The sequence below is a fragment of the Caulobacter sp. P1_B12_2 genome, from assembly GCF_056406675.1.
This window is the reverse complement of the sequence record NZ_JBFTZS010000081.1, coordinates 1-25,021: the sequence shown is the minus strand read 5'-3', so window position 1 is coordinate 25,021 and position 25,021 is coordinate 1. Positions and strand designations below refer to the sequence as shown.

At 69.0% G+C, this 25,021-nt stretch carries 18 protein-coding genes and 1 pseudogene; 11 read left to right on the top strand and 8 right to left on the bottom strand.

All coding sequences use genetic code 11. The annotated features are described in order from the left end of the window. Window positions 1–267 (bottom strand): annotated as a pseudogene (locus AC1DZ6_RS07385) (phosphoglucomutase, alpha-D-glucose phosphate-specific); the annotation flags it as partial. Window positions 268–393: 126 nt separating this feature from the next. Then, a complete protein-coding gene (locus tag AC1DZ6_RS07380) occupies window positions 394–1,272 on the bottom strand; it encodes an isoaspartyl peptidase/L-asparaginase family protein (protein WP_477096548.1) in 879 nt (292 codons plus the stop codon). A gap of 69 nt (window positions 1,273–1,341) precedes the next feature. Between AC1DZ6_RS07380 and AC1DZ6_RS07375 the strand changes: the two genes are divergently transcribed. The 7 genes from AC1DZ6_RS07375 (at window position 1,342) to AC1DZ6_RS07345 (ending at window position 9,265) form a co-directional block, all read left to right on the top strand. Beyond that, the gene (locus AC1DZ6_RS07375; protein ID WP_477096547.1) at window positions 1,342–2,340 is read left to right on the top strand and encodes an NADPH:quinone oxidoreductase family protein; all 999 of its coding nucleotides are present in this window, start codon (window positions 1,342–1,344) and stop codon (window positions 2,338–2,340) included. Window positions 2,341–2,547: 207 nt separating this feature from the next. After that, window positions 2,548–3,465 carry a WecB/TagA/CpsF family glycosyltransferase gene (locus tag AC1DZ6_RS07370; RefSeq protein WP_477096546.1) on the top strand — a complete coding sequence of 306 codons (918 nt, stop codon included), beginning with the start codon at window positions 2,548–2,550 and terminating at the stop codon, window positions 3,463–3,465. Further along, window positions 3,462–3,659, top strand: coding sequence for a hypothetical protein (locus AC1DZ6_RS07365; protein ID WP_477096545.1), 198 nt, complete (start codon window positions 3,462–3,464; stop codon window positions 3,657–3,659). Before AC1DZ6_RS07370 ends, AC1DZ6_RS07365 begins: the two co-directional genes overlap by 4 nt. Window positions 3,660–3,767: 108 nt before the next feature. Continuing rightward, the gene (locus AC1DZ6_RS07360) at window positions 3,768–4,655 is read left to right on the top strand and encodes an SDR family NAD(P)-dependent oxidoreductase (RefSeq protein WP_477096544.1); all 888 of its coding nucleotides are present in this window, start codon (window positions 3,768–3,770) and stop codon (window positions 4,653–4,655) included. Between the two features lie 16 nt (window positions 4,656–4,671). Further along, window positions 4,672–5,598, top strand: a complete 927-nt coding sequence (locus AC1DZ6_RS07355; RefSeq protein ID WP_477096549.1) for a DMT family transporter — start codon at window positions 4,672–4,674, stop codon at window positions 5,596–5,598. A 171-nt stretch (window positions 5,599–5,769) separates the two neighbouring features. After that, on the top strand, window positions 5,770–6,753 hold the full coding sequence (gene galE, locus AC1DZ6_RS07350) for a UDP-glucose 4-epimerase GalE (protein ID WP_477096543.1): 984 nt from the start codon (window positions 5,770–5,772) through the stop codon (window positions 6,751–6,753). Window positions 6,754–6,829: 76 nt separating this feature from the next. Next, window positions 6,830–9,265 (top strand): bifunctional diguanylate cyclase/phosphodiesterase, encoded by a 2,436-nt coding sequence (locus AC1DZ6_RS07345; RefSeq protein WP_477096542.1) that lies wholly within the window; start codon window positions 6,830–6,832, stop codon window positions 9,263–9,265. Between the two features lie 3 nt (window positions 9,266–9,268). Here AC1DZ6_RS07345 and AC1DZ6_RS07340 read toward each other — a convergent pair whose 3' ends face one another. Beyond that, window positions 9,269–10,813, bottom strand: a complete 1,545-nt coding sequence (locus tag AC1DZ6_RS07340) for a helicase HerA-like C-terminal domain-containing protein (protein ID WP_477096541.1) — start codon at window positions 10,811–10,813, stop codon at window positions 9,269–9,271. Between the two features lie 115 nt (window positions 10,814–10,928). Between AC1DZ6_RS07340 and AC1DZ6_RS07335 the strand changes: the two genes are divergently transcribed. From AC1DZ6_RS07335 to AC1DZ6_RS07320, 4 genes are all read left to right on the top strand, one after another. Beyond that, the gene (locus AC1DZ6_RS07335; protein ID WP_477096540.1) at window positions 10,929–12,074 is read left to right on the top strand and encodes an AI-2E family transporter; all 1,146 of its coding nucleotides are present in this window, start codon (window positions 10,929–10,931) and stop codon (window positions 12,072–12,074) included. A gap of 256 nt (window positions 12,075–12,330) precedes the next feature. Further along, a complete protein-coding gene (locus tag AC1DZ6_RS07330; protein WP_477096539.1) occupies window positions 12,331–17,208 on the top strand; it encodes an NAD-glutamate dehydrogenase in 4,878 nt (1,625 codons plus the stop codon). Window positions 17,209–17,416: 208 nt separating this feature from the next. Continuing rightward, window positions 17,417–18,745 carry an MFS transporter gene (locus AC1DZ6_RS07325; protein ID WP_477096538.1) on the top strand — a complete coding sequence of 443 codons (1,329 nt, stop codon included), beginning with the start codon at window positions 17,417–17,419 and terminating at the stop codon, window positions 18,743–18,745. A 106-nt stretch (window positions 18,746–18,851) separates the two neighbouring features. Beyond that, window positions 18,852–20,084, top strand: coding sequence for a DUF418 domain-containing protein (locus AC1DZ6_RS07320; RefSeq protein ID WP_477096537.1), 1,233 nt, complete (start codon window positions 18,852–18,854; stop codon window positions 20,082–20,084). A 4-nt stretch (window positions 20,085–20,088) separates the two neighbouring features. Here the strand turns inward: AC1DZ6_RS07320 and AC1DZ6_RS07315 are convergent, their stop codons facing one another. The 5 genes from AC1DZ6_RS07315 to purH form a co-directional block, all read right to left on the bottom strand. Continuing rightward, window positions 20,089–20,433 carry a hypothetical protein gene (locus AC1DZ6_RS07315; protein ID WP_477096536.1) on the bottom strand — a complete coding sequence of 115 codons (345 nt, stop codon included), beginning with the start codon at window positions 20,431–20,433 and terminating at the stop codon, window positions 20,089–20,091. Further along, window positions 20,430–20,903 carry a hypothetical protein gene (locus tag AC1DZ6_RS07310; RefSeq protein WP_477096535.1) on the bottom strand — a complete coding sequence of 158 codons (474 nt, stop codon included), beginning with the start codon at window positions 20,901–20,903 and terminating at the stop codon, window positions 20,430–20,432. Before AC1DZ6_RS07310 ends, AC1DZ6_RS07315 begins: the two co-directional genes overlap by 4 nt. Before the next feature lie 86 nt (window positions 20,904–20,989). Further along, window positions 20,990–21,757, bottom strand: a complete 768-nt coding sequence (locus AC1DZ6_RS07305; RefSeq protein ID WP_477096534.1) for a dienelactone hydrolase family protein — start codon at window positions 21,755–21,757, stop codon at window positions 20,990–20,992. Between the two features lie 102 nt (window positions 21,758–21,859). After that, on the bottom strand, window positions 21,860–23,356 hold the full coding sequence (locus AC1DZ6_RS07300) for a phosphomannomutase/phosphoglucomutase (RefSeq protein ID WP_477096533.1): 1,497 nt from the start codon (window positions 23,354–23,356) through the stop codon (window positions 21,860–21,862). Between the two features lie 113 nt (window positions 23,357–23,469). Continuing rightward, the coding region (gene purH / locus AC1DZ6_RS07295; RefSeq protein WP_477096532.1) for a bifunctional phosphoribosylaminoimidazolecarboxamide formyltransferase/IMP cyclohydrolase at window positions 23,470–25,021 on the bottom strand (1,552 nt) is incomplete at its 5' end.

The window sequence follows — 25,021 nt, the reverse complement described above, 5'->3', positions numbered from 1 at the left end:
GGACAGGCCATGGGTGTCGCGGCCGACGAAGACCGGCCCGTTGATCCCCTGGGCGGCGCGATATTCCGCGATGGCCTGGGCGACGGCCAGGATGTGGTCCTCGTTGAACGCCGCGTCCAGGCTGGAGCCCCGGTGTCCGGAGGTGCCGAAGGCGACGCGATGCGCGACGTTCGACAGGTCGGGGTGAACGTCGAAATAGGCGCGGGTCAGGGCGTCCAGATCGACGAGGTCTTCGGGTCGGGCTTGGCGCCCAGCGTGTTCATGCATGCGGTCACCCTTATCGATCGTCGGTTTGCCGTTCAATGTTCGCGGACCGGCCGGAGCGGATATCCGCCCTTTTGCCTCGCACCGAGGCGGCCTGTTCTATCGGCGGCGTATGAAGTTTCGCTGAGGCTAGAAGGCTTCGGCGAAGATTGTCCCGTCCGGCAGCAGGGCCGCGCGCTTGAGGCCGCTGGAGTCGAAGGGCATGGCGATGTTCCCGTCGCGGTCGACGGCGATCAGGCCGCCGTGGCCGCCCAGGTCGGCGACGCCCTGGATGGCGGCCCGGGCGGCGGCCTCCAGGCTCTCGCCGCCGAATCGCACCCGGTGGGCGATCTGGGCGGCGACGGCGGTGCGGATGAAATATTCGCCCTGGCCGGTGCACGAGACGGCGGCGTGGCTGTCGGCCCAGGCGCCGGCCCCGATGATGGGCGAGTCGCCGACCCGGCCCGGCAGCTTGCCGAACACGCCGGCGGTCGAGGTCGCGGCCGCCAGCCGGCCCTCGGCGTCGCGAACCACGCAGCCGACCGTGCCGGTGGGCAGCACCTCAGGGGCGTGATTGGCCTCGAAGGCGCCGGCCTGGGTGAACCAGGTCGCGGGATCGTCGATCGTCTTCAGGCCCTGGGCGCGGGCGAAGGCCATGGCGCCCTCGCCGGCCAGCATCACGTGCGGGGTCTTCTCCATCACCGCCCGGGCGGCCAGGATCGGGCTCTCGAAGCCCTGCAGGGCGGCGACCGAGCCGGCCCGCAGCGTGGCGCCGTCCATCAGGCTGGCGTCCAGCTCGTATTCGCCGTCGGCGTTGGGCGAGGCGCCCTTGCCGGCGATGTAGAGGCCCGAGGCTTCCAGGGCGACCACCGTCTCGACCGCGACGTCCAGGGCGCCGGCTCCCGCCGCCAGCCGGTCGCGCGCCGCCTCGACCAAGCCGCGCATGTGGGCGATCTCGACGCCGTAGTCATGGCCGCGCTTGGGGCCGGCTCCGCCGTGCAGGGCGAGAGTAAAACGCTTGTTTGACATTCTGCTTCCTTGGCCGGGCGGCCTGCGCTAGCGTCCGCGCTCTTAACGAAGAATAACGGGAGAGGCGAGATGAAGGCGGTGCTCAGCAAGGCGGTCGGCGGACCCGAGACCCTGGTGCTGGAAGAACTCCCCGATCCCGTCGCGGCTCCCGGCCAAGTGGTGCTCGAGGTCAAGGCCTGCGGCGTCAACTATCCCGACGTGCTGATCATCGAGGACAAGTACCAGTTCAAGCCCGAGCGGCCGTTCGCGCCCGGCGGCGAGGTCTCCGGTGTGGTCACCGCGGTGGGCGAGGGCGTGACGAGCCTGAAGGTCGGCCAGAGGGTTCTGGCCTCGACCGGCCACGGCGGCATGGCCGAGCAGGTGGCGCTGGACGCCGCGCGGTGCACCCCGATCCCCGACGACATGCCGTTCGACGAGGCCGCGGCCTTCATCCTGACCTACGGCACCTCGTATTACGCCCTGAAGGACCGCGGCCGTCTGAAGGCCGGCGAGACCCTGCTGGTGCTGGGCGCGGCCGGCGGCGTGGGCCTGGCGGCGGTCGAACTGGGCAAGGCGGCCGGGGCGCGGGTGATCGCCGCCTGCTCCAGCCAGGAGAAGGTCGACCTGGCGATCAAGCACGGCGCCGACGCCGGCGTGGTCTATCCGCGCGGCCCGTTCGACAAGGATGGCCAGAAGGCCCTGGCGACCCTGATCAAGGAGGCCTGCGGGCCGAACGGCTGGGACGTGGCCTATGACGCGGTCGGCGGCGACTATTCCGAGGCGACGATCCGGGCGGCCGGCTGGAACGGCCGCTTCCTGGTGATCGGCTTCCCGTCGGGCATCCCGAAGATTCCGCTGAATCTGACCCTGCTGAAGTCCTGCGACATCGTCGGAGTGTTCTGGGGCGCCTCGGTGGCTCGCGATCCCAAGGGCCACGCCCAGAACGTCCGCGAACTGATGGCCCTCTATGCGGCCGGCAAGATCAAGCCGTACGTCTCCGAACGCTTCCCCCTGGCCAGGGCCGGCGACGCCATCGCCCACCTGGCCAGCCGCAAGGCCATGGGCAAGGTCGTGGTCGTCAACGAATAGTCCGCGACATCTGGGCGCATGTGGATCGTTGTTCTCTCGATTGAAGTCTTCGCGAGGCGACGGTCCGCATGTGTGGTCAAATATTTAAATGGTGAATCGTTCTTCACCCGAAAACTTCAAGGTTAAGGCGCGCTAAGCATCCTTATTGGGAAAGGGCTAAGCCTGTTCCTGTAGACCTGTGCTCCAAGTCGTCGGAGCCACGTCGAGATGTTTCTTCCAGCGAGGGACGCATTCTCTCCAGAGGTGCGTCAGAATTTCCGTTTGAACCGCCGCCCCGAAGAGCGGGTGCAGGTTCTTGGCGGCTCGATGGACCTGGTTCGCCCCGAAGAAGTCTTTCATTTCGTGGCCGGCAAGATCGCCGCCCGCGAAAGCGCCGTGGTCGCCAACCACAACCTCCACAGCCTGTACCTGATCCGCAAGGACGAGAAGATCGCCGAGTTCTTCCGCACGTCCGACCTGATCGAGGTCGATTCCGTGCCGTTGATCTTCTGGGCGCGCATCGTCGGCCGGGCCAGCCGGCGGTTCCACCGCTGCACCTATCTGGACTGGCGCGACGCCTTCTGGGAGCGGGCCATCGAGGAGAACTGGAAAGTGTTCTTCGTCGGCGGCGCCCCGGGCGTCGGCGAGCAGGCCACCAGCAGAATCCACGCCGATTGGCCGGGCGCCCAGATCCGCACCCATCACGGCTATTTCGACGTCACGCCAGGCTCGGCCGAGAACCAGGCGGTGGTCGAGGCGATCAACGCCTACAAGCCCGACATCGTGCTGGTCGGCATGGGCATGCCGCGCCAGGAAATCTGGGTCCTGGAGAACCAGGCCAAGCTGGGCCCTTGCGTGACCTTCACGGTGGGCGGGGCGTTCGACTACGAGGCCGGCGTCCAGCGCCCCTCGCCCCGCTGGATGGGGCAGGTCGGCATGGAATGGCTGTTCCGGCTGATGGCCGACCCCCAGCGCCTGTTCACCCGCTACTGCGTGGAGCCGTGGCATCTGGTGGGCCCGGCTATACGCGATTTGGGGAAAGCGCTTGCGAGGCAGGCCGCTCCCCAGGAAAACGTTGAAGCCCTCCGCTCGGACTACGCGCGGTCGGCTGATTTGGCGCGCTCTGACGTTCTGGGGRGACGATGAGCTTGAAGATTTATCTGCCGCCGCCGGCCGCGAAGGTCGAGCGGCCCCGCATCGTGCAACGTGTCGCTGCGGTGTTCGGCCTGGCCGGTCTGGTCCTGGCCTGGGCTGTCGTCCTGCTGCCCTGCGCGGTCTGGCTGCTGTTCAGCCTGGCGTTCAACCGCCTGCAGCCGACGCCGGCCCGCCAACAAGCCTGAACGCTGTTCACTTAGTCCTGGCCAGGGGCGCTTCGGCGCGCCAGGATAGTCGCGCCTGACGCAGCGGCTCGCCTTCCAGAGGCCGCGCGCGGCCAATGGGAGCGGCGCATGACGGGACGTCTGGACGGCAAGGTTGCGGTGATCACCGGCGGATGCTCGGGCATCGGCCTGGGAACGGTGGAGCTGTTCGTGGCCCAGGGCGCGAGCGTCGTCGCCGCCGACCTGCAGGCCGAGAAGGGCGAGATGCTGGAGAAGCGTTTCCCCGGCAAGGTCCGTTTCGCGCCCTGCGACGTCACCCACGAAAGTCAGATCGCCGCCGCGGTGGCCCTGGCCCAGGACGCCTTCGGCGGCCTTGACATCCTGTTCAACAACGCCGGCCACGGCGGCGCGCCCAACGGCGTGGGCGACATGACCGCCGAGGGCTGGGACGCCACCTTCGCCCTGCTGGTGCGCGGGCCGGTGCTGGGCATGAAGCACGCCCTGCCGCTGATGCTGGAGCGGGGCGGCGGCAGCGTCATCAACACCGCCTCGATCGCCGGCCTGCAGGCGGGCTTCGGGCCCCTGGCCTATTCCACGGCCAAGGCGGCGGTGATCCATATGAGCAAGTGCGCGGCGGCTGAGCTGTCGCCGCTGAAGATCCGGGTCAACGCCATCTGCCCAGGCCTGATCGCGACCTCGATCTTCGGCGCCTCCATGGGCTTGCCGCGCGAGGTCGCCGACCAGATGGCGGCCCGGGTGGCCGAGGTCGGGCCGAAGATCCAGCCGATCCCCAAGGCCGGCCTGCCCGACGACATCGCCCGCGCCGCGCTCTACCTGGCCAGCGACGACTCCGAGTTCGTGACGGGGACCCACATCGTGGTCGACGGCGGGGTGACGATCGGCGGCCGCCACGCCTGGGACCGCAGCGCGCCCTCGCCGTTGCTGGCGGCGATGGGGATTTCACCGGAACAGGCCGAACAGATGCGGGCGGCGATGGTCGCCTCGCAGGGTCAATGAAGGCGGAACAGTGAGCCTGGTCGCGGCGGGTCGGGCGTTCGGCGCCCGGCTGACGCCGAACCTGCGCGGGGCGCTGTGGATGCTGGCCTCGGCGGTGCTGTTCACCGGCATGACCACCCTGATCAAGTCTCTGGGCGCCGGCTATCCGGCCGCGCTGCAGACCTTTTATCGGCAGCTGGCCGGGGCGATCATCCTGTTGCCGCTGGTGGCCCGTGACTGGCGCGGCGCCTTGCGCACCACCCGGCCAGGCATCCTGATCTTCCGGTCCAGCGCCGGAGTGCTGGCGATGATCCTGGCCTTCTACGCCTACCAGGAACTGCCGCTGGCCGACGCCAACGCCCTGTCCTTCACCCGCACCCTCTGGCTCGTGCCCTTGGCGGCGCTGGTTCTGCGCGAGCCGGTCGGTCCGCTGCGCATCGGCGCGGCCCTGGTCGGCTTCGTCGGCGTGCTGATCATGCTGAAGCCGGGCGGCGGCGACATGGGCCACTGGCTGGGCTTGCCGCAGGCCGCCGCCCTGGCCTCGGCGCTGCTGTTCGCCCTGACCATCACCGGCATGAAGGTGATGACCCGCGACCACTCGCCGTTCACCCTGCTGGTCTACGCGGCGGGGCTGGGCCTGATCTTCTCGATCCCGCCGGCCCTGTTCGTCTGGCGTTGGCCCAACCTGCCCGACCTGGGGCTGCTGGCCCTGATGGGGGTGATCGGCACCCTGACCCAGGGGTGCTACATCAAGGGCATGGAGGCGGGTGAGGCGGCGGTGATGGCGCCGATCGACTATACCCGCCTGGTGTTCGCGGTGATCGCCGGCCTCGTGCTGTTTCACGAGACGCCCAGCCCGGCGGTGCTGACCGGCGCGGCCGTCGTCGTGGTCTCGACCCTGTTCATCAGCTGGCGCGAACACCAGCTGTCGCGTCGTGGCGCGGCGAGCGACCCGCTTCCGTAGAGCCGCCGCATCGGCGCACGGACTTGACGCCAGCCGCTATTGGCGGCACGGGCGGTGGCTCGACTTCCGAGGATCGTGGCTTCATCGGCGAAGAGCGGAGGACCCCTTTCGGGCGGTTCCCGACCCAGCGGTCGCCGGCGCCGTCGCTCGGAGGCGGAAGGAGACCTTCTGATGCAGACCGTTCTGGTGACCGGCGGCGCGGGCTATGTCGGATCGCACACCTGTCTGCGCCTGGCGCAGGAGGGCTTCAGGCCCGTGGCGTTCGACGACCTGTCCAACGGCCACGCAGAGCACGTCCAGTGGGGGCCCCTCGAGATCGGCGACATCCGGGACGGCGCGCGCCTGGATGCGGTGTTCGCCGCGCATAAGCCGGTGGCCGTGCTGCACTTCGCGGCCAGCATCGAGGTCGGCGAGTCGGTGCGCGATCCTGGCAAGTTCTTCGAGAACAATGTCGGCGGGACCCTCTCGCTGATCCAGGCCGCGCGTCGGGCGGGCGTCGAGGCGATGGTGTTCTCGTCGACCTGCGCCACCTTCGGCAATCCCGTGCGCCTGCCGATGGCCGAGGACCATCCGCAGGCTCCGCTCAATCCTTACGGCCGCAGCAAGTTGATGGTCGAGCAGGCCTTGGCCGATTACGCTCGGTACGTGGGCTTCCGCAGCGTCGCGCTGCGCTACTTCAACGCTGCCGGCGCCGATCCCGACGGCCGCATCGGCGAGTGGCACGAGCCCGAGACCCACGCGATTCCCCTGGCCATCGACGTGGCCCTGGGTCGGCGGGACCATTTCACGATCTTCGGCGGCGACTACGACACGCGCGACGGAGCCGCCGTGCGAGACTATGTGCACGTTCTGGATCTGGCGGACGCGCACATCCTGGCGCTGCGTCGCCTGCTGGCCGGGGGCGCGACGGCCAGTTTCAACCTCGGCACCGGCCACGGCACGACCGTTCGAGAGCTGATCGAAGGCGTGAAGCGGGTGTCGGGCCGGCCGCTGCCGGTGGTCGAGGCGCCGCGCCGCGAGGGCGACGCCCCCGTCCTGGTCGCCGACAACGCCCTGGCCAGACGGGAACTGGGCTGGTCTCCGACCCGAGACCTGGACGCCATCCTGAGCAGCGCCTGGCGCTGGCACGCAGGGCGGCTCGCGACGCCTGAATAGAGCCTTCCTGGAGCGAAACGCTTTTTTTGCATCTTCCACGGTATTCGTAGGATGAATTCCCTGGGGGACCCCAAGCGTGCTGAAGGTTTTGACCTGCCTGTCGACTGAGCATGACCTGCGTTTGGTCGTGGTCGCCGGACTGATCTGCTTCGCCGCCTGCTTCACGGCGTTCCGTCTTTACTCGCGCATGCGTGGGGCCAAGGGCGTGGTTCGGGCCGCGTGGCTGCTGCTGACGGGCCTGGTGTCCGGATCGGGCGTGTGGGCCACCCACTTCATCGCCATGGTGGCCTACAGCCCCGGGCTGAAGACAGGCTACAGCCCGTCGGGCACCCTGCTGTCGCTGATGATCGCGGTGCTGTTCATGGCCGGGGGCTTCGCCGTGGCCTCGGCCCAGCGCACGCGCACCAACGACTTCGCCGGCGGCCTGATCCTCGGCATGGGCATCGCCGCCATGCACTACACCGGCATGTCCGCCTTCGTGACCCAGGGCTTCGTGCAGTGGGAACAGGCGACGATCGCCCTGTCCGTTCTTGCCGGCGTCATCGGCGCGGCGTGCGCCCTGCAGCTGGCGGGCCGCGCGCGCAGCATGCTCAAGCAGGYGGGCGGCGGCGCCATTCTCACCGTGGGCGTCTGCGCCCTGCACTTCATCGGCATGGGCGCGATCACCATCGTTCCCGATCCGTCGATCAACGTGCCCGACCAGATGCTGTCGGGCGCGATCCTGACCCTGGCCGTGACCTCGATCACCGGCATGATCATCCTGGGCGGCCTGGGCGCTGTGGCCATCGAGTCCTCGACCAGCCGCTCGGCGCTGGACCGCATCCGCCGCCTGGCCAACGCCGCCTATGAAGGCATCGTGGTGGTCCAGGACGACCGCATCAACGACGCCAACGCCGCCTTCTGCGAACTGGCCGGGGTCGAGCTGGACGCCCTGCTGGGCACGGCGCTGTCCGACTTGCTGACCTTCGACACCAACGCCCCCACCCGCGAGGGCGTGCGTCGCGAAGGGGTTCTGCAGCCGGCCGACGGCGGCCGCGCGATCCCTGTCGAGGTGTTCTCGCGCCTGATGGACGACGGCGCCCGCGCCGAGACCTCCGGCCTGACGGTGCTCGCGGTCCGCGACCTTCGCGAACGCCGATCGGCCGAGGAAAAGATCCGCTACCTGGCTGAGCACGACGGCCTGACCGGCCTGCCCAACCGTAATTCGCTGCAGCTTCGCCTGGCCGCCGCCCTGGACCGCGTCGAGGCCTCGGGCGAGAGCCTGTCGCTGATCTGCATCGACCTGGACCACTTCAAGGAAGCCAACGACCTGCACGGTCACCTGGCGGGCGACGCCCTGCTGGTCGAGACCGCGCGCCGGCTGCAGGACAGCCTGACCGCCCCGTCCTTCGCCGCCCGCCTCGGCGGCGACGAGTTTATCGTCGTCCAGGTGGCGGCCGGCGACCAGCCCGCGGCCGCCGCCGAACTGGCGGGCCGATTGTTGGAGACCCTGGCGGTCCCGGCGACCCACGAGGGCCAGGAGCTGGCCATGGGCGCCAGCCTGGGCGTGTCGCTGTTCCCGGACGACGGCCGCACGGCCGAGGCCCTGTTGGCCAACGCCGACATGGCGCTGTATCGCGCCAAGGAAAGCGGCCGGGGCGCCTATCGGTTCTTCAAGCGCGAGATGGACGAGTCGATCCGCGAGCGCCGGACCATGGCTCGGGAGCTGCGCCAGGCGATCACCGACGAGGAGCTGATCGTCTACTACCAGCCGCTGGCCAGGGCGTCCGACGGCGAGGTCTGCGGCTTCGAGGCCCTGGTGCGCTGGAACCACCCGGTGCGCGGCATGGTCCCGCCGCTGGAGTTCATTCCGATCGCCGAGGAAAACGGCATGATCGGCCAACTGGGGGAATGGGTCCTGCGTCGCGCCTGCGCCGACGCCGTCACCTGGGAGCGTCCGCTGCGCATCGCGGTCAACCTGTCGCCCCTGCAACTGAACCAGCCCAACCTGCCGACCCTGGTGCATGAGGTCCTGGTGCAGACCGGCCTGTCGCCCAAGCGGCTGGAGCTGGAGATCACCGAGAGCGCCCTGTTCAAGGACTATCAACGGGCGCTGGACAATCTGCGCCGGCTGAAGGCCCTGGGCGTGCGGATCGCCATGGACGACTTCGGCACCGGCTTCTCGTCGCTGTCGACCCTGCAGTCGTTCCCGTTCGACAAGATCAAGATCGACAAGAGCTTCGTCGAGAACATCCATCGCCACGACCGCGCGACGGTGATCGTCCGCGCCGTGCTGGGCCTGGGCCGCAGCCTGGAGATTCCGTGCGTGGCCGAGGGCGTCGAGACCCAGGAGCAGATCGACTTCCTGCGCGGCGAGAACTGCGCCGAGCTGCAGGGCTATGCGATCGGCCGTCCGTCGCCCGTGGACAGCATTTCGGCCTGGACGCTGGCCAGCGCGACCTCGGCCTACAAGCCGGAACCAGCGGAAGCGGCTCCGGCCCCCAAGAAGCCGCGCCGCCGCAAGGCCGCCTAGGCCCTACCGCCGCCGCGACATGCCGCCCATCAGGCCGCGCATGATCTCGCGCCCGGCCTGATTGGCGATCGTGCGGATCAGCGAGCTGGCGAAGGCCTCGCCCATCGACTGACGGCTGGACGCGCGCGGACGCGGCGCGGCGCGGATCTCGCGCGCCTCTTCCCGTTCCCGGACCTTTTCCGCCGCGGCGCGTTGGCGTTCGGCCTCGGCCTGGGCGGCGGCGCCCTGCGCCTGCTGCTGGGCCTGAACGGCGCGGCCTTGCAAGGTCTCGTAGGCCGAGGCGCGGTCCAGGGTCTGGTCGTAGAGACCGGCGACCGGGCTCTTGGCGATCAGGGCGGCGCGCTCTTCCGGCGTCAGCGGGCCCAGGCGTGAGGACGGTGGGCGGATCAGCGTCTTCTGGACGACGCAGGGCGCGCCCTTGGCGTCCAGGGTCGAGATCAGCGCCTCGCCGACCCCCAGGGCCTGAATGGTCTCGGCGGTGTCGAAGGCGGGATTGACCCGGAACGACTGGGCGGCGGCCTTCAGGCCCTTCTGGTCGGCCGGGGTGTAGGCCCGCAGCGCGTGCTGCACCCGCGCGCCCAACTGGCCCAGCACCGAGTCGGGAATGTCGGCCGGATTCTGGGTGACGAAATAGATGCCCACGCCCTTGGAGCGGATCAGGCGCACGACCTGCTCGATCTTCTCCAGCAGCGGCTTCTCCGCGTCGTTGAACAGCAGGTGGGCCTCGTCGAAGAAGAACACCAGCTTGGGTTTGTCCGGATCGCCCACCTCGGGCAGCTCCTCGAACAGCTCCGACAGCAGCCACAGCAGGAAGGTCGAGTAGAGCTTGGGCGACTGGATCAGCTGGTCGGCGGCCAGCAGGTTGACGTAGCCGCGACCGGCGACGTCGGTGCGCATGATGTCGGCCAGGTTCAGGGCCGGTTCGCCGAAGAAGTTCTCGGCCCCCTGGGTCTGCAGGGTCAGCAGCTTGCGCTGGATCGCGCCCACCGTGGCCGGCGAGACGTTGCCGTACTGCGTGCCGATGTCGGCGGCGTGGTCGGCGACATATTTCAGGGCCGCCTGCAGGTCCTTCAGGTCCAGCAGCAGCAGGCCGTCCTTGTCGGCGACGTGGAAGACCACGGTCAACACGCCCTCCTGCACGTCGTTCAGCTCGAGCAGCCGCGACAGCAGCACGGGCCCCATCTCGGAGATGGTGGTGCGGATCGGGTGGCCCTTCTCGCCGAACAGGTCCCAGAACACCACGGGCGGCGCGGACGGCGTTAGGGTCAGGCCCATCGCCGCGGCGCGGTCCAGCATCTTGGCGTTCGGCGCCCCGATCGCGGCGATGCCCGAAAGGTCGCCCTTCACGTCGGCGGCGAATACCGGCACGCCGGCGTCGGAGAAGGCCTGGGCCATGACCTGCAGGGTGACGGTCTTGCCCGTGCCGGTCGCGCCGGCCACCACGCCGTGGCGGTTGGAGCGATCGAGCCGCTGGGTCACCGGTCCCTCGACGGGCCCTCCCTGGCTGAGCCCAATGAGGATTTCGCCTTCACCGATCGCCAGGGTCATACGCAACGTCCTTCACATTGAGGGCTTAAGCTTAGCCCCGCCCTTGCGCCGCGCCAATCGGCTCGCGCAATGTGGGGCCAGTCTTCTATAGACGCTCGAGAAAGAGATTCCGCCGATGTCCATTTCCCCGTCGATCACCGGTCGCAACGCCCTGGTGTTCCTGGCGGTCATCGCCGGCGGCGCGGCCCTGTACTGGATGCGCGGCATTCTCACGCCCCTGGCCATGGCGGTGTTCCTGGCCGTGATGATCGACAGCTTCGCCCGCGTGCTGGTCGAGCGGGTGCCGAAATTCCCCAAGAGCCTGGCCCTGCCGGCCGCCATCGTGCTGTCGATCACCATGTTCGGACTGTCGGTCTGGGTCGTCACGGCGAACGGAACTAGCTTCGTGCTTCAGATGCGCGAATACGCGCCCCGTCTGAACGAGGTGATCGCCAAGGTCGCCTCGCTGGTCGGAATCAAGGTGGCGCCGACGATCGGCGACCTGATCAATCAGCTCAATCCCAGCAAATACGCCGGGGCCGCGGCTCAGAGCCTGCAGAACTTCGCGTCGAACGCGGTGCTGGTGCTGATCTATCTGGGCTTCATCATCGCCTCGCGCCGGGGCTTCAACCGCAAGATCGTTTCGCTCTATCCGCATCACACCGAGCGTGACGGGGCGATGCAGCTGTTCCAGCGCATCCGCAACGGGGTCGAGCAATACCTGTGGATCCAGACGGTCACCGGCCTGATGATCGCCGTCGCCGCCTGGGTGGTGATGATGTTGCTGCGGCTGGACAACGCCCTGTTCTGGGCCTTCCTGATCTTCGTCGCGGCCTACATCCCGATCATCGGCGGCGCGGTCGGCTGCATCCTGCCGCCGCTGTTCGCCCTGGTGCAGTTCCCCGACAGCTTCTTGCCGGCCCTGATCCTGTTCGGCGCCCTGGAGCTGATCTTCTTCGTGGTCGGCAACGTCATCTATCCGCGCATGCAGGGCGACAGCCTGAACATCGACCCCACCGTGGTGCTGCTGTCCCTGGCGCTCTGGGGCGCCCTATGGGGCGTGACCGGCATGTTCCTGTCGACGCCGCTGACCGTGGCCCTGATGCTGATCATGGCCCAGTTCGACGGCACCCGGTGGATCGCCATCCTGCTGTCGGAGGACGGAAATCCCAGCGGCGACAGTCTGGACCGCAAGGTCCCGGCGGCCCCGCCCAAGGCCCCGTCGGAGAAAAAGCCGCGATCTTCACCGTCATCGCAACAGAAGTCGGTCAAGGGGACTTAAATTCCCAAATGGCCTTCCTATCTAGATCCTGTCGGCAGCCCCCCATGCCGGCCCCGCGCGACGCAGACCGGTTTTCTGGAGCGTCGAACGCGGAATCGCCCGTCGCCCCCCGACGGGCCGCCCCCAACCGGCGGCGCTTCCGTGTCCGCGGCCCGTCATGATTCTCTCGGTAAGATATTCTGCGCTTTTGCCGGGCTACGGTTGAAGCCGAGCCTGAAAAGGCTAGGTTGTCGCCAAAAATTCGCGAGGAAATCCCATGGTCGGTGCAAAACTTGACCCCAAGGCGACCGCCGCTCAACCGGACGGTTTGATTTCGGCCCTGGGCGTGGCCCTCGGGCAGGGGACGCTGACGGCGCCGCAGACCCAGTTCGCCGCCCAGGTCCAGGAAGACTGGTCGGCCGAAGAGCTGCCGGGCTTCGATCCCGACGACATCGCCCACGCCCTGGCCGATTTCTGGCGCTTCGGCGAGAGCGCTTCCCATCCCCTTTCCATCCGAGTCCGTCCGGCCGTCCGCGCCGACGGGACCGACCTGAAGAGCGACCTGCTGGAGATCGTCCAGCCCGACCGCCCGTTCCTGGTCGACAGCATCATGGGCGCGATCGCCGAGGCGGGCTTCTCGGTGAGGGCCATGTTCCACCCGGTGATCGACACCCCAAACCTGGGTGAGGGGGCCGGCCGGCGCTCGATGATCCAGGTCTATCTGGCCCCGGTCGGCGAGGACCGCGAACAGGCCCTGATCGCCGCCGTCCGCGACGCCCTGGCCGACGTGCAGGTGGCGGTCGACGACTTCGACGCGATGAAGGCCCTGATCCATCGCACGATCGACGAGCTGCGCGCCTCGAAGGCCCCGATCCCGGAGGGTGAGCGCGACGAGAGCCTGGCCTTCCTCGACTGGCTCGAGGGCGACCGCTTCGTGTTCCTGGGCGCGCGCGTCTACGAATATCCCCGCACCCCGGACGGCGGTTACGCGGCCGAGGAGCCGCTGTACCAGCCCGAGGGCAGCCTGGGCGTGCTGCGTGACCAGACCCTGACCGTGCTGCGCCGAGGCAGCGAGCCGGCGATCCTGTCGCCCCAGGTCCGCGATCACCTGCTGCTCGGTGCGCCCCTCGTGGTGGCCAAGTCGAACCTGCGCTCCAAGGTCCATCGCCGGGGCTACATGGACTATGTCGGGGTGCGCCGGTACGGGGCCGACGGCAAGCCTTCGGGCGAGGTCCGGTTCGTGGGGCTGTTCACCGCCGAGGCCTACGAGACGCCCGCCCACGAGGTGCCGGTGGTCCGCCGCAAGGTCGAGCACGTGCTGAGCGAGGCCGGCAAGGATCCCGAGGGCCACAGCGGCAAGCGCCTGCGCAACATCCTGGAGACCTGGCCGCGCGACGAGCTGTTCCAGATCTCCGAGGAAGAGCTGCTGTCGATGGCCATGGGGGTCCTGCACCTCTATGACCGCCCGCGCGTGCGGCTGTTCGCCCGCAAGGATCCGTTCGACCGCTTCATCTCGGTGCTGATGTTCGTGCCGCGCGAGCGCTACGACAGCGGCGTGCGCGAACGGGCCGGAAAGATCCTGGCCGACGCCTATCAAGGCCGGGTCAGCGCCTACTATCCCAGCTTCTCCGACGCGCCTCTGGCCCGCGTGCACTACGTGCTGGGCGTGACGCCAGGCAAGCACGGCGACCCGGACCTGACGGCGCTGGAAGCCGCCGTGGCCGAAACCGCCCGCACCTGGGACGACCGCTTCGAAGCGGCCATCCGGGACGGCGGCGCGCCCGGCCGGGTGGCCCAGACCCTGGCCCGCTGGCAGGGCGCCTTCCCGCCCGGCTATCGCGACCAGTACGACGCCGCCGAGGCCCTGGCCGACCTGGCCGTGGTCGACGATCTGGCCGCTGACGAGCAGGTGAGGGTCCGCGCCTTCCGCCACGCCGACGACGACAAGCTGACCTTCCGCTTCAAGCTGTATCGTCCTGGGGCCGCCGCGCCCCTGGCCGACGTGCTGCCGATCCTCGAGCACATGGGCCTGAAGGCGCTGATCGAGGACGGCTTCAAGCTGATGCCGACCGCCAATGACTCCGGAGGCGTCCACGGCAAGATCTGGGTCCACGAGTTCACCCTGCGCGACGAGCAGGGCGAACACCTGTCCTTCGGCGACGTCAAAGCCGCTTTCGAGGCCGCCTTCGTCGCCATCTGGACCGGCCGTGCCGAGAGCGACGGCTTCAACCGCCTGGTGCTGGAGCTGGGCGTCGGCTGGCGCGAGGCCGCCCTGGTCCGCGCCCTGGCCCGCTATCGCCAGCAGACGGGCCTGGATCCCAGCCAGGGCGTGCAGGAGCAGGCCCTGTCGGACAATCCCGGCGTCACCCGCCTGATCCTCGACCTGTTCCGCATCAAGTTCGACCCGGCCGTGCACGCCGACCTGGCCGCCCGCGAGGAGCAGGCCAAGGCCGTCGAGGCCAGCATCAACGAGGCCCTGCAGGCGGTCGAGAGCCTGGACGCCGACCGCGTCCTGCGCCGCATCGCCGCCCTGATCGGCGCCATCCAGCGGACCAACTTCTTCCAGCTGGGCGCCGACGGCGAGCCCAAGCCCTATATCAGCTACAAGATCGCCTCGCGCGAGCTGGACGACCTGCCGGCCCCCAAGCCCTATCGCGAGATCTATGTCTCGGCCCCGCACATCGAGGGCGTGCATCTGCGCTTCGGCCCCGTCGCCCGGGGCGGGCTGCGGTGGAGCGATCGTCGCGACGACTTCCGCACCGAGGTGCTCGGCCTGGTGAAGGCCCAGCAGGTCAAGAACGCGGTCATCGTGCCGGTCGGCTCGAAGGGCGGCTTCTTCCCCAAGAACCTGCCGCGCGGCGGCGACCGCGACGCCATCCAGGCCGAGGCCATCCGCGCCTACAAGACCTTCCTGTCGGGTCTGCTCGACATCACCGACAACATCGACGCCGACAACCGGATCGTCCCGCCCGCCGGGGTGGTCGTCCATGACGGCGAGGATCCCTATCTGGTCGTCGCCGCGGACAAGGGCACGGCCACCTTCTCCGACATCGCCAACGGCGTGGCCGAGGACTACGGCTTCTGGCTGGGCGACGCCTTCGCGTCCGGCGGCTCGGTCGGCTACGACCACAAGGTGATGGGCATCACCGCGCGCGGCGCGTGGGAGGCGGTGAAGCGCCACTTCCGCGAGCTGGGCAAGGACATCCAGACCGAACCCTTCACCGTGGTCGGCGTGGGCGACATGAGCGGCGACGTGTTCGGCAACGGCATGCTGCTGTCCAAGCAGACCAAGCTGCTGGCCGCCTTCGACCATCGTCACATCTTCCTGGACCCCGATCCGGATCCCGCCACTTCGTGGGCCGAGCGCGACCGGATGTTCAAGCTGCCGCGCTCGTCCTGGGATGACTACGACAAGAGCCTGATCTCCAAGGGCGGCGGCGTGTTCCCGCGTACGCTCAAGCAGATTCCGCTGTCGCCGGAAGTGCGGGCGATGCTTGACCTCAAGGCCGAGACGGTCGCGCCCAGCGAGCTGCTGACCGCCATTCTCAAGGCCCGGGCCGAGCTGCTCTATTTCGGCGGCATCGGCGGTTATGTGAAGGCCAGGACCGAAAGCCACGCCGACGCCGGCGACAAGGCCAACGACGCCATCCGCGTCAACGGCGCCGACCTGCGGGTCAAGGTGGTGGGCGAGGGCGCGAACCTGGGTCTCACCCAGGCGGGCCGCATCGAGTTCGCTCAAATCGGCGCGGGAGGGGCCGGCGGTCACATCAACACCGACGCCATCGACAACTCGGCCGGCGTCGACAGCTCCGACCACGAGGTCAACATCAAGATCCTGACCGGGATCCTGGAGCGCGGCGGCAAGCTGGATCGCGAGGCGCGCAACCAGCTGCTGCCGACCATGACCGACGACGTGGCCAGCCACGTCCTGGCCGACAACTACGACCAGACCCTGGCCCTGTCGCTGATGGAAAGCGACGCGGTCTCGGAGGTGAGTTCGCACGCCCAGTTCATGGCGGGACTGGAGGCCAAGGGGCGTCTGGATCGCAAGGTCGAAGGCCTGCCGGAAGCGGCGGCTCTGACCGACCGCGCCCAGGCCGGCAAGGGCCTGACCCGGCCGGAACTGGCCGTGTTGCTGGCCTATGGCAAGATCGACCTGTTCGACGACATCGTCGCCTCGCAGGCGCCGGACGATCCGTGGTTCGAGGCGACGCTGAAGGGCTATTTTCCGCCGGCCCTTGGCCAGTATGGCGACGCCATGCAGCAGCACCGGCTGAAGCGCGAGATCATCGCCACGGTGCTCGACAACCAGATGATCAACATGTGCGGCCCGACCTTCCCGAGCCGCCTGCGGGCCGCCGCCGGCTGCGACACCACGGCCCTGGTCATCGCTTTCGCCGCCGCTCGCGAGATCCTCGGCGTCGACGCCCTATGGGACCAGGTCTCGGTCTTGGACGGCAAGGCCTCGGCCAGCGGTCAGCTGGCGCTGTACAAGGCCCTGGCCTACGCCCAGCGCAGCCTGACCTTCTGGCTGGCCCGCCGGGCGTTCAAGGACAAGTCGACCGTCAAGCATCTGGTCGAGGCCTATGGGCCCTCGGTCAAGGCGCTGTCGGCGCTGGGGACCGCGATCCTCTCGCCGTTCGAGCAGAAGGCGGTGGCCAAGCGGGCCAAGGCCTATGTCGCCGACGGCGCCCCCGAGGCCCTGGCCCTGGCCGTCGCSGCCCTGCAGCCGGTGACCACGGCSGCCGACCYGGTCGACCTGGGCAACGCGTCCAGCTGGTCGGTCGAGAACGTGGCCCGGCTCTATCACCAGGTGGGCGCGGCCTTCGGCTTCGACCGCCTGCGCTCTGCGGCCGGTTCGTTCGTCGGCGGCGACGCCTTCGAGCGCCTGGCCGTCCGTCGTCTGATCGAGGACATGCTCAGCGAGCAGACCGCGATCACCCAGGTGGTGCTGAAGTTCGCCGCCAACGCCCAGGCGGGCGACGACGAGGCCTCGGCCAAGGCGGCGGTCAATTCGTGGGGCGCGCTGCGCCACGACGCCGTCCGCGCCGCCAAGCGCACGGTCGAGGACATCGAACAGGCCGGCGGCGGCTGGACCTTCGCCAAGCTGACCATCGCCAACGCGGCGCTGCGGGGATTGGCGAACGCTTCTTAAGAGTCCTCTCCCGGAGGGGAGAGGAAGGGGCCCGCCGCGAAGCGGTGGGAAGGTGAGGGGTGACGCCCTCACCGTTTTCCTTAGGCGCTCTGCCGGCACGCCGGTCGATATCTTACCCCCTCACCCTCCCACGCCTCACGGCGTGGGCCCCTCCCTCTCCCTTTGGGAGAGGGTTCGTTTATAAGCGACGCTTCAGTTGGGGGCGCTTATGGACAAGGGTGATCGGCAGCGGGCCGCGTGGGCGCTCTATGAGTGGGCCCAGCAGCCCTATTGGGCGTTGATCGCCACCTTCATCTTCACCCCCTATTTCGCCGCCGGCTTCGTCGGCGACCCTGCGCGGGGCCAGAGCCTGCTGGGCTATGCCGGGGCGGTGTCGGGCCTGCTGATCGCGGTGTTCAGCCCCCTGGTCGGGGCCAGCGTCGACGCGCGGCGCAATCCGCGCATCTGGCTGGTCGGCTTGGCGGTTCCCTTCGTCCTGGCCAGCGCCGCGCTTTGGCTGGCGACACCCGGGGACGCCGGCCGCATCCTGCCGATCCTGATCTGCCTGGTGGTGGCCGGGGTCTCGGCCGAGCTCAGCGGTTCGGTGATGAACGCCCTGCTGCCCCTGGTGGCCAAGCCGGGCCAGGTGGGGCGGCTGTCCGGCTCGGCCTGGGCCCTGGCCTATGTCGGCGCCTTGATCACCCTGTTCGTCGTGCTGCTGTGCTTCTCCCTGCCCGAGACCCCGATGCTGGGCCTGTCCAAGGCCCTGCACGAACCCGACCGCATCGTGGGCCCGTTGGTGGCGGTGTGGTTCCTGCTTTTCGCCTGGCCGCTGATGCTGATCGCGCCCCAACCGCCCAAGATCGCCGGGCGCAAGCCGCTGGCCGAACTCTGGACCACGATCCGCTCGCTGCCGCGCAAGCCGTGGATGCTGCGTTTCCTGATCGGCCGGATGCTGGTCGGCGACGGCATCTCCAGCTTCATCGCGTTCGGCGGCGTGCTGGCCGCCGGGATGTTCGGCTGGACCACCACCCAACTGGGACTCTACGCCATCGCCCTGTCGGTGGCCGCTGGGATCGGCACCTTCATCGGCGGCCGGGTGGACCAGAAGCTGGGCTCGAAGACCACGGTGCTGATCGCCGCCGGCGTGGTGCTGTTCGGGGCGTTTGGGATCGGGCTGGTGGGGCGCGACAGCCTGGCCTTCGTGTTCAAGGTGGCGCCGCCGGTCGCGGGCGGCGGCCTGTTCGCCAGCTTGCCCGAGCGCGTCTTCCTGGGCTTCTCGCTGTTCGTCGGCCTGACCTTCGGCCCGGCCCAGGCTTCTCTGCGCGCCTGGATGGCTCAGCTGGCCCCGGCCGGCGAGAGCGGGCGGTGGTTCGGGCTTTACGCCCTGTCGGGCAAGGCGACGGCTTTCATGGCCCCGCTGGTCATCGCGGTCGGCACCCGATGGGTCGGCGACCAGCGCATCGCCGTCGCCGTCTCGGCCCTGTTCCTGGCCACCGGCGCGGTCATCCTGGCCCGCGTGCCGCGTCAGGGACCGGACGTCGAAGCCGCCGCCTAACCCTGGCCCCGCCTAACCTGCCCCCCTAACCCTGGGTTGTCGGTCGCGCCAACTCGGTACAGGATCGCCGCCGATTGGCGCCAAGGGGGCGTTCGGGGCGGCGTGCATGGTCAAGGATCGTATCGTTCTGCTGGACTCGCTTCGGGGTCTGGCGGTGCTGGGCATCCTGCTCTGCAACATCCCGATCGCCGCCGAGCCGCATTCGGTGGCCACCAGCCTGACGATGTGGCCGCTGGGCATGGCGCCGGGCTCGGTGGCCGTCTGGTGGGTCACCCAGGTGTTCTTCCAGCAGAAGTTCTATTCGCTGTTCGCCATGCTGTTCGGCGCCTCGATCCTGATGGTCGGCGGCGAGGGCGGCGCCGCGGCCGACGCGGGGGAGCGGCGACGGATCCTGATCCTGCGCCTGGTCAGCCTGCTGGCCATCGGTCTGTTCCATGGCCTGGTCATCTGGCAAGGCGACGTGCTCAACACCTATGCGGTGGTCGGCTTGCTGGCGATGTGGGTCCGGTCTTGGCCGGCCAAGCGCCTGCTGCAGACCGGGATCAGCCTGCACCTGGGGCTGTCCGCCTGGGGCGCCTGGAAGATGCTCCGGCACGCGGCCGAAGGCGGCGGCGATCCTCCCCCGGCGGAGATGGCCAAGTTCCTGGCCGGGGTCCACGCAGACAGCGTCCAGTACGCCGGAACCTTCGCCCAGTCGCTGAGCCAGAACGCCAAGGACTTCTGGATGTTCGTGATCGACGCCTTCACCCAGTGGCCCCAGACCTGGCCGCTGCTGGTGCTGTCGCTGATGCTGATCGGCATGGGCCTGTACAAGCTGGGCGTCCTGAGCGGCAAGGCCTCGACGGGCGTCTATCAGGCCCTGATCGGCGCGGGCCTGGGCGCGCTGGCGATCGTCGGCCTGGCCGAGACGGCCTATATGGTCCTGCCCGGCCACCCCTGGCCGCCGCGCGCCATGGCCCGCTGGCTGCAGAGCGCCACCGCGCCCGTCGTCAGCCTGGGCTATGTGGGCCTGATGGTGATGGCGACGCGGGCCAGGCTCTGGAAGGCGCTCCCGGCCATCCTGGCCCCGGTGGGGCAGATGGCTTTCACCAACTACCTGACCCAGTCGATCCTGATGACGGCGCTGCTGTACGGCGGTCGTGGTCCAGGGCTGTACGGCAAGCTTGATCGCCCGCTTCTGGCCGCGGCGGTGGCGGTGATCTGGCTGCTGCAGATCCTGTGGTCGCGTTGGTGGATGGCGCGCTTCACCATGGGGCCGTTGGAGTGGCTGTGGCGGCTGGCCTATCGCGGTCCCATGCCCCTGCGCCGCGAGCGCCGGACGCCGCCGGTCGCCGCCTGATCCGCTAGGTGGGCGGCCTGGAATTGAGGAAGGTGTCGAGCGCCGTGTTGATCACGGTCACGGTCACGGCGTCGCGCAGGCGCTGGGCCTCGGCCTGGCTGATGCCGGCGGCGGTGTAGCCGGCGATCTCGGTCAGGTCGGTCTCGCCCTGCACCAGGTTCTTGAACTCGGCCTCGCTCAGCTGACCGGCCGCCAGCTGGCTGGTCCAGAGCTGCAGATTGACCTTGGCCTTGTCGAGCGCCGCCTGGGCCATGACCTTCACCTGGTCGGAATAGCCGTCGAAGCTGTCCTTGCCCAGCACCGTGAGGTTGGCCTTGGCGGCCGCCAGGAAATCGTCGAACTGGCTCATGACGCGCCGCCTTCCTCGATCTGGCCGCAGGACGTGGCCCGGCCCTTGTTGGCCTCCAGGCAGAGGATGTAGTCGAAGGCCCGGGCGATCTGGATCTTCTTCTGGTCGCGGAAGGCCGGACCCAGCGTGCCCTGGCTCTGCCACAACACGATCGTGCCGCCGTAGAGCGCCCGGCTCGGATCGCGCAGCACCGACCATTGCCGGGCCGAAAGGGTGTTGAGCGGGTCCGCCGCCGCCGCGCTGGCCGCCGCATCGATACGGGCCGTCAATGCGGTCACTTCGGCGGCGTGGCTGGCGTAGGGATCTCCGGCCACGTCCAGCAGCGACAGGGTCTGGGCCTTCAGGCTGGCGGCGTTGACCTGGGCGGCGGGATTGGGCGGCGGCGCCACGGGCGCGCAGGCGACCGGCGCCAGGATCGGAACAAGAAGAGCCAGGGCGAGCGCGGCTCGCGCTATCGGCGCCAGCGTCATGGAGGGCCTCCCATTGGATGGGCGACCCTGGCATACAATCGACCGCTTCACAATCTTGACGGGAACAATGCGCGCTTTGGACGAGCCTAGAGGGTTCGCGTAGCGCTCAGGGCCTTGGCAAAATAGGTCTGGGTCTGGCTGAACAGGTCGGGACGATACTTGGCGCGCGGGTCGTTGGCGCGATCGTCGTCGAAGGCGTGGGTGGCGTCCGGGTAGAACACCGTGTCCACCGCCAGGCCGTCGCGCGTCAGACGGTCGAGCGCGTTGCGCGGATACTTCCAGCCGACGACCTGGTCCTTGCCGCCGAGGACGGAGAACACCTTGGGACTTTGCCAGCCTTGGACGCCCCAACCCCGGCTGGAGGTCAGGGACGGATAGGCCGCATAGGGATAGACCAGCAGGGCGCCCTTGACCTGGGTCCGCAGCTTCAGCGGATCGGCGTCGATGATTCCGGTGGCGCGCGCGGCGTTCACGCCGATCGCATAGCTGTCCATGATCGACCAGCCGCCATGGCTCCAGCCGGCCAGGAACACGCGCTCGGAGTCGGCCCAGGGCTGGCGCTCCAGCCAGGCCAGCATGGCGAAGATGTCGCCCGAACGCTTGAGGCCCTGCAAGGCCACGCCGGTGCAGACGAACAGCTTGCCGTCCAGGGTCGACATGCCGCGCGGCTTGAGGCTGTCGACCACCACGGCCGCCCACCCCGCCTGAACCGCCACCTGGGCGTAGGTCTCGAGGAAGGGCGTCTTGCCGCCGCAACCGTGGAAGATCAGCGCCACCGGGAAGGGACCGGGTCCAGAGGGCTTGAAGACCTTCGAGGCGTTGGCGACCTTGGTGCCCCAGTCCGCGCTAAGCATGCGTTCTACATCGTCCCCGTGCCGAACTCGGCGGCCGCCACCATGATCGATCGTTGTCGGAAACTCAAATTCGCTCGCGGTGAGCGACGCGCGGTCCGAGGTCTAGATTTCCTGGTTGTACTTGCCGACCCGGGGGCCCAGGCGCGGCTTCACTTCCTGGCGGAACAGGGCGCGCATGTCGTCGGCCGACTGGGTGCTCTCGACCACCACGACGACCTCGGGCTTGTTGGACGAGGCGCGGACCAGCACCCAGGAGCCGTCCTCCAGGTGCACCCGCACGCCGTTGACGGTGATCACCTCGGTGATCCTGCGCCCCAGGATCGAACCGCCGGCGGCGAACAGGTCCTGGTATTCCTTCACCACCGCGTCGACGACGCCGTACTTCACCTCGTCGCCGCAGTGCGGGCTCATGGTCAGGGAAGTGAAGGCCACGGGCAGGGCCTTGCGCATGTCCGACAGCTTCAGGCCGGGATTGCGGTCCAGCATGGACAGGATGGCCGCCGCCGCGGTCAGGCCGCAGTCGTAGCCGTGGCCCAGGTCGCCGTTCAGGAAGAAGTGGCCGCTCTTCTCGAAGCCGGCCAGGGCGCCCACTTCGGCGCTCTTGCGCTTGATGTAGCTGTGGCCTGTCTTCCAGTAGATCACCTTGCAGCCGTGGGCGGCGAGGATCGGGTCGGTGGCGTAGAGCCCCGTGGATTTCACATCGACCACGAAGGTCGCGCCCGGGTTTCGGGGCGCCAGGTCGCGGGCCAGCATCAGGCCGATCTTGTCGGCGAAGATCTCCTCGCCCTCGTCGTCGACTACGCCGCAGCGGTCGCCGTCGCCATCGAAGCCGAAGGCCAGGTCGGCGCCGTGCTCGCGGACGGCGTGGGCCATCGCGTGCAGCATTTCGGCGTCTTCCGGGTTCGGATTGTACTTCGGGAAGGTGTAGTCGAGGTCGGTGTCCATGCCGATGACCTCGGAGACGCCCATGCGCTGCAGACCGTCGACCGCGAACGCCCCGGCCGTGCCGTTGCCGCAGGCGGCGATCACCTTCAGCGGCCGGGTGATCCGGGCGCGGGTGGCGACATCGGCGATGTAGCGCTCGGCTTCGCCCTCGACGCGGATCAGCTTGCCGCCGTCGCGCTCGACGAACGCGCCGCCCAGCACGATCGCCTTGAGGCGGGCCATCTCGTCGGGGCCGAAGGTCAGGGGCTTCTGGGCGCCCATCTTCACCCCGGTCCAGCCGTTCTCGTTATGGCTGGCGGTGACCATGGCCACACAGGGGATGTCCAGGTCGAACTGGGCGAAGTAGGCGGTGGGCGACAGGGCCAGGCCGATGTCGTGCACCTCGCAGCCGGCGCTGACCAGGCCCAGGATCAGGGCGGTCTTGATCGCGCCGGAATAGGAGCGGAAGTCGTGGCCGACCACGATCCTGGCGTAGCCCAGCTCGTGGATATAGGTGCCCAGGCCCAGGCCCAGGGCCTGGACGCCCAGCAGGTTGATGTCCGGGCCGAACAGCCAGCGCGCGTCGTACTCCCGAAATCCCGTGGCCTTGACCAGGGGCTCGTTCTCGTAGGCGGCGGTGTTGGGAACGAGATCAGCGCGTGGCTTGGGGAACATCGGGGCTGCTGCATAGGTCGACGGGCGGACCTAGCTAGCACAGCCCCGGGGTTCTGGCGCACCCGGATCGAGGGCCGCACGCCGGTTCGGCGGCGGTCGACCCTCGATCAGCCCTAGTGGCGGAACACCCGCACGCCGGTGAAGGCCATCGTCAGGCCCAGCTTGTCGGCGGCCTCGATCACCTCGGGGTCGCGCATCGAGCCGCCCGGCTGGATGATCGCCGTCGCGCCGGCTTCCGCGGCCTGGATCAGGCCGTCGGCGAACGGGAAGAAGGCTTCGGAAGCGCAGGCGCAGCCCTTCAGGTCCAGGCCGAAGTCGGCGGCGCGCAGGGCCGCGATGCGGGCGCTGTCCTTGCGGTTCATCTGACCGGCCCCGACGCCCAAGGTCTGGCCGGCGCGGGCGTAGACGATGGCGTTGGACTTGACGTGCTTGCCGACGGTGAAGGCGAACAGCATGTCGCGCACTTCCTCGTCGGTCGGCTGACGCCGGGTGACGATCTTCAGGTCGTTGGCCGTGATGCGCGCGTCGTCACGCGACTGCACCAGGAAGCCGCCGGCCACCGACTTGAAGGTGTCGCCGGTCGACAGGGCGTCGGGCAGGCCGCCGGTCACCAGCAGGCGCAGGTTCTTCTTGGCGGCGAACACTTCGATCGCGTCGTCGTCGGCTTCCGGCGCGATCACCACCTCGGTGAAGATCTCGACCATCTGCAACGCGGCGTCGCGGGTCAGACGGCTGTTGACCGCGACGATGCCGCCGAAGGCGCTGGTCGGGTCGCAGGCCAGGGCCCGCTCATAGGCTTCGCGCTGCGAGCCGCCGACCGCCACGCCGCAAGGATTGGCGTGCTTGATGATCGCCACGGCCGGACCGGCCGCCGGGTCGAACTCGGCGATCAGCTCGAAGGCCGCGTCGGTGTCGTTGATGTTGTTGTAGGAAAGCTCCTTGCCCTGCAGCTGGGTGGCGGTGGCCACGCCCGTGCGCGGGTTCGGGAAGGCGTAGAAGGCCGCCTTCTGGTGCGGGTTCTCGCCGTAGCGCATCACCTGGCGCAGCTCGCCGGCGATGGCCTTGCGGGCCGGGAAGTCCTGACCCAGCTGGGCGGCGAACCAGGCCCCGATCGCCGCGTCATAGGCGGCGGTGCGGGCATAGGCGCGGGCCGCCAGGGTCTGACGCAGGGCCAGGGTCGTGCCGCCGGCCTTCAGGGCGTCCAGGACCTCGGCCAGGTCGGACGGATCGGTGCAGACGGCGACGTAGCCGTGGTTCTTGGCCGCCGAGCGGATCATGGCCGGACCGCCGATGTCGATGTTCTCGACGCACTCGGCATAGGACCCGCCCTTCGCGACCGTGGCCTCGAACGGATAGAGGTTCACATACAGGATATCGATGGCGCCGATGCCGTGGTCCGCCATGGCCTGCGCATGCTCGGGCGCGTCGCGAACGCCCAGCAGGCCGCCGTGCACGATCGGGTGCAGGGTCTTGACCCGGCCGTCCATCATCTCGGGGAACTGGGTCAGGTCCGAGACGTCCTTGACCGGGATCCCGGCGGCCGCGATGGCCGCCTTGGTGCCGCCGGTCGAGACCAGCTCGACGCCCGCGTCATGCAGGACCCTGGCCGCCTCGACCAGGCCGGTTTTGTCGGAGACCGACAGCAGGGCGCGCTTGGGGGCGACG

Coding starts and splice junctions, on each gene's coding strand:
- AC1DZ6_RS07380 (WP_477096548.1), bottom strand. CDS start 1,272: ATGTCAAACAAGCGTTTTACTCTCGCCCTGCACGGCGGAGCCGGCCCC.
- AC1DZ6_RS07375 (WP_477096547.1), top strand. CDS start 1,342: ATGAAGGCGGTGCTCAGCAAGGCGGTCGGCGGACCCGAGACCCTGGTG.
- AC1DZ6_RS07365 (WP_477096545.1), top strand. CDS start 3,462: ATGAGCTTGAAGATTTATCTGCCGCCGCCGGCCGCGAAGGTCGAGCGG.
- AC1DZ6_RS07360 (WP_477096544.1), top strand. CDS start 3,768: ATGACGGGACGTCTGGACGGCAAGGTTGCGGTGATCACCGGCGGATGC.
- galE (WP_477096543.1), top strand. CDS start 5,770: ATGCAGACCGTTCTGGTGACCGGCGGCGCGGGCTATGTCGGATCGCAC.
- AC1DZ6_RS07340 (WP_477096541.1), bottom strand. CDS start 10,813: ATGACCCTGGCGATCGGTGAAGGCGAAATCCTCATTGGGCTCAGCCAG.
- AC1DZ6_RS07335 (WP_477096540.1), top strand. CDS start 10,929: ATGTCCATTTCCCCGTCGATCACCGGTCGCAACGCCCTGGTGTTCCTG.
- AC1DZ6_RS07325 (WP_477096538.1), top strand. CDS start 17,417: ATGGACAAGGGTGATCGGCAGCGGGCCGCGTGGGCGCTCTATGAGTGG.
- AC1DZ6_RS07320 (WP_477096537.1), top strand. CDS start 18,852: ATGGTCAAGGATCGTATCGTTCTGCTGGACTCGCTTCGGGGTCTGGCG.
- AC1DZ6_RS07315 (WP_477096536.1), bottom strand. CDS start 20,433: ATGAGCCAGTTCGACGATTTCCTGGCGGCCGCCAAGGCCAACCTCACG.
- AC1DZ6_RS07310 (WP_477096535.1), bottom strand. CDS start 20,903: ATGACGCTGGCGCCGATAGCGCGAGCCGCGCTCGCCCTGGCTCTTCTT.
- AC1DZ6_RS07305 (WP_477096534.1), bottom strand. CDS start 21,757: ATGCTTAGCGCGGACTGGGGCACCAAGGTCGCCAACGCCTCGAAGGTC.
- AC1DZ6_RS07300 (WP_477096533.1), bottom strand. CDS start 23,356: ATGTTCCCCAAGCCACGCGCTGATCTCGTTCCCAACACCGCCGCCTAC.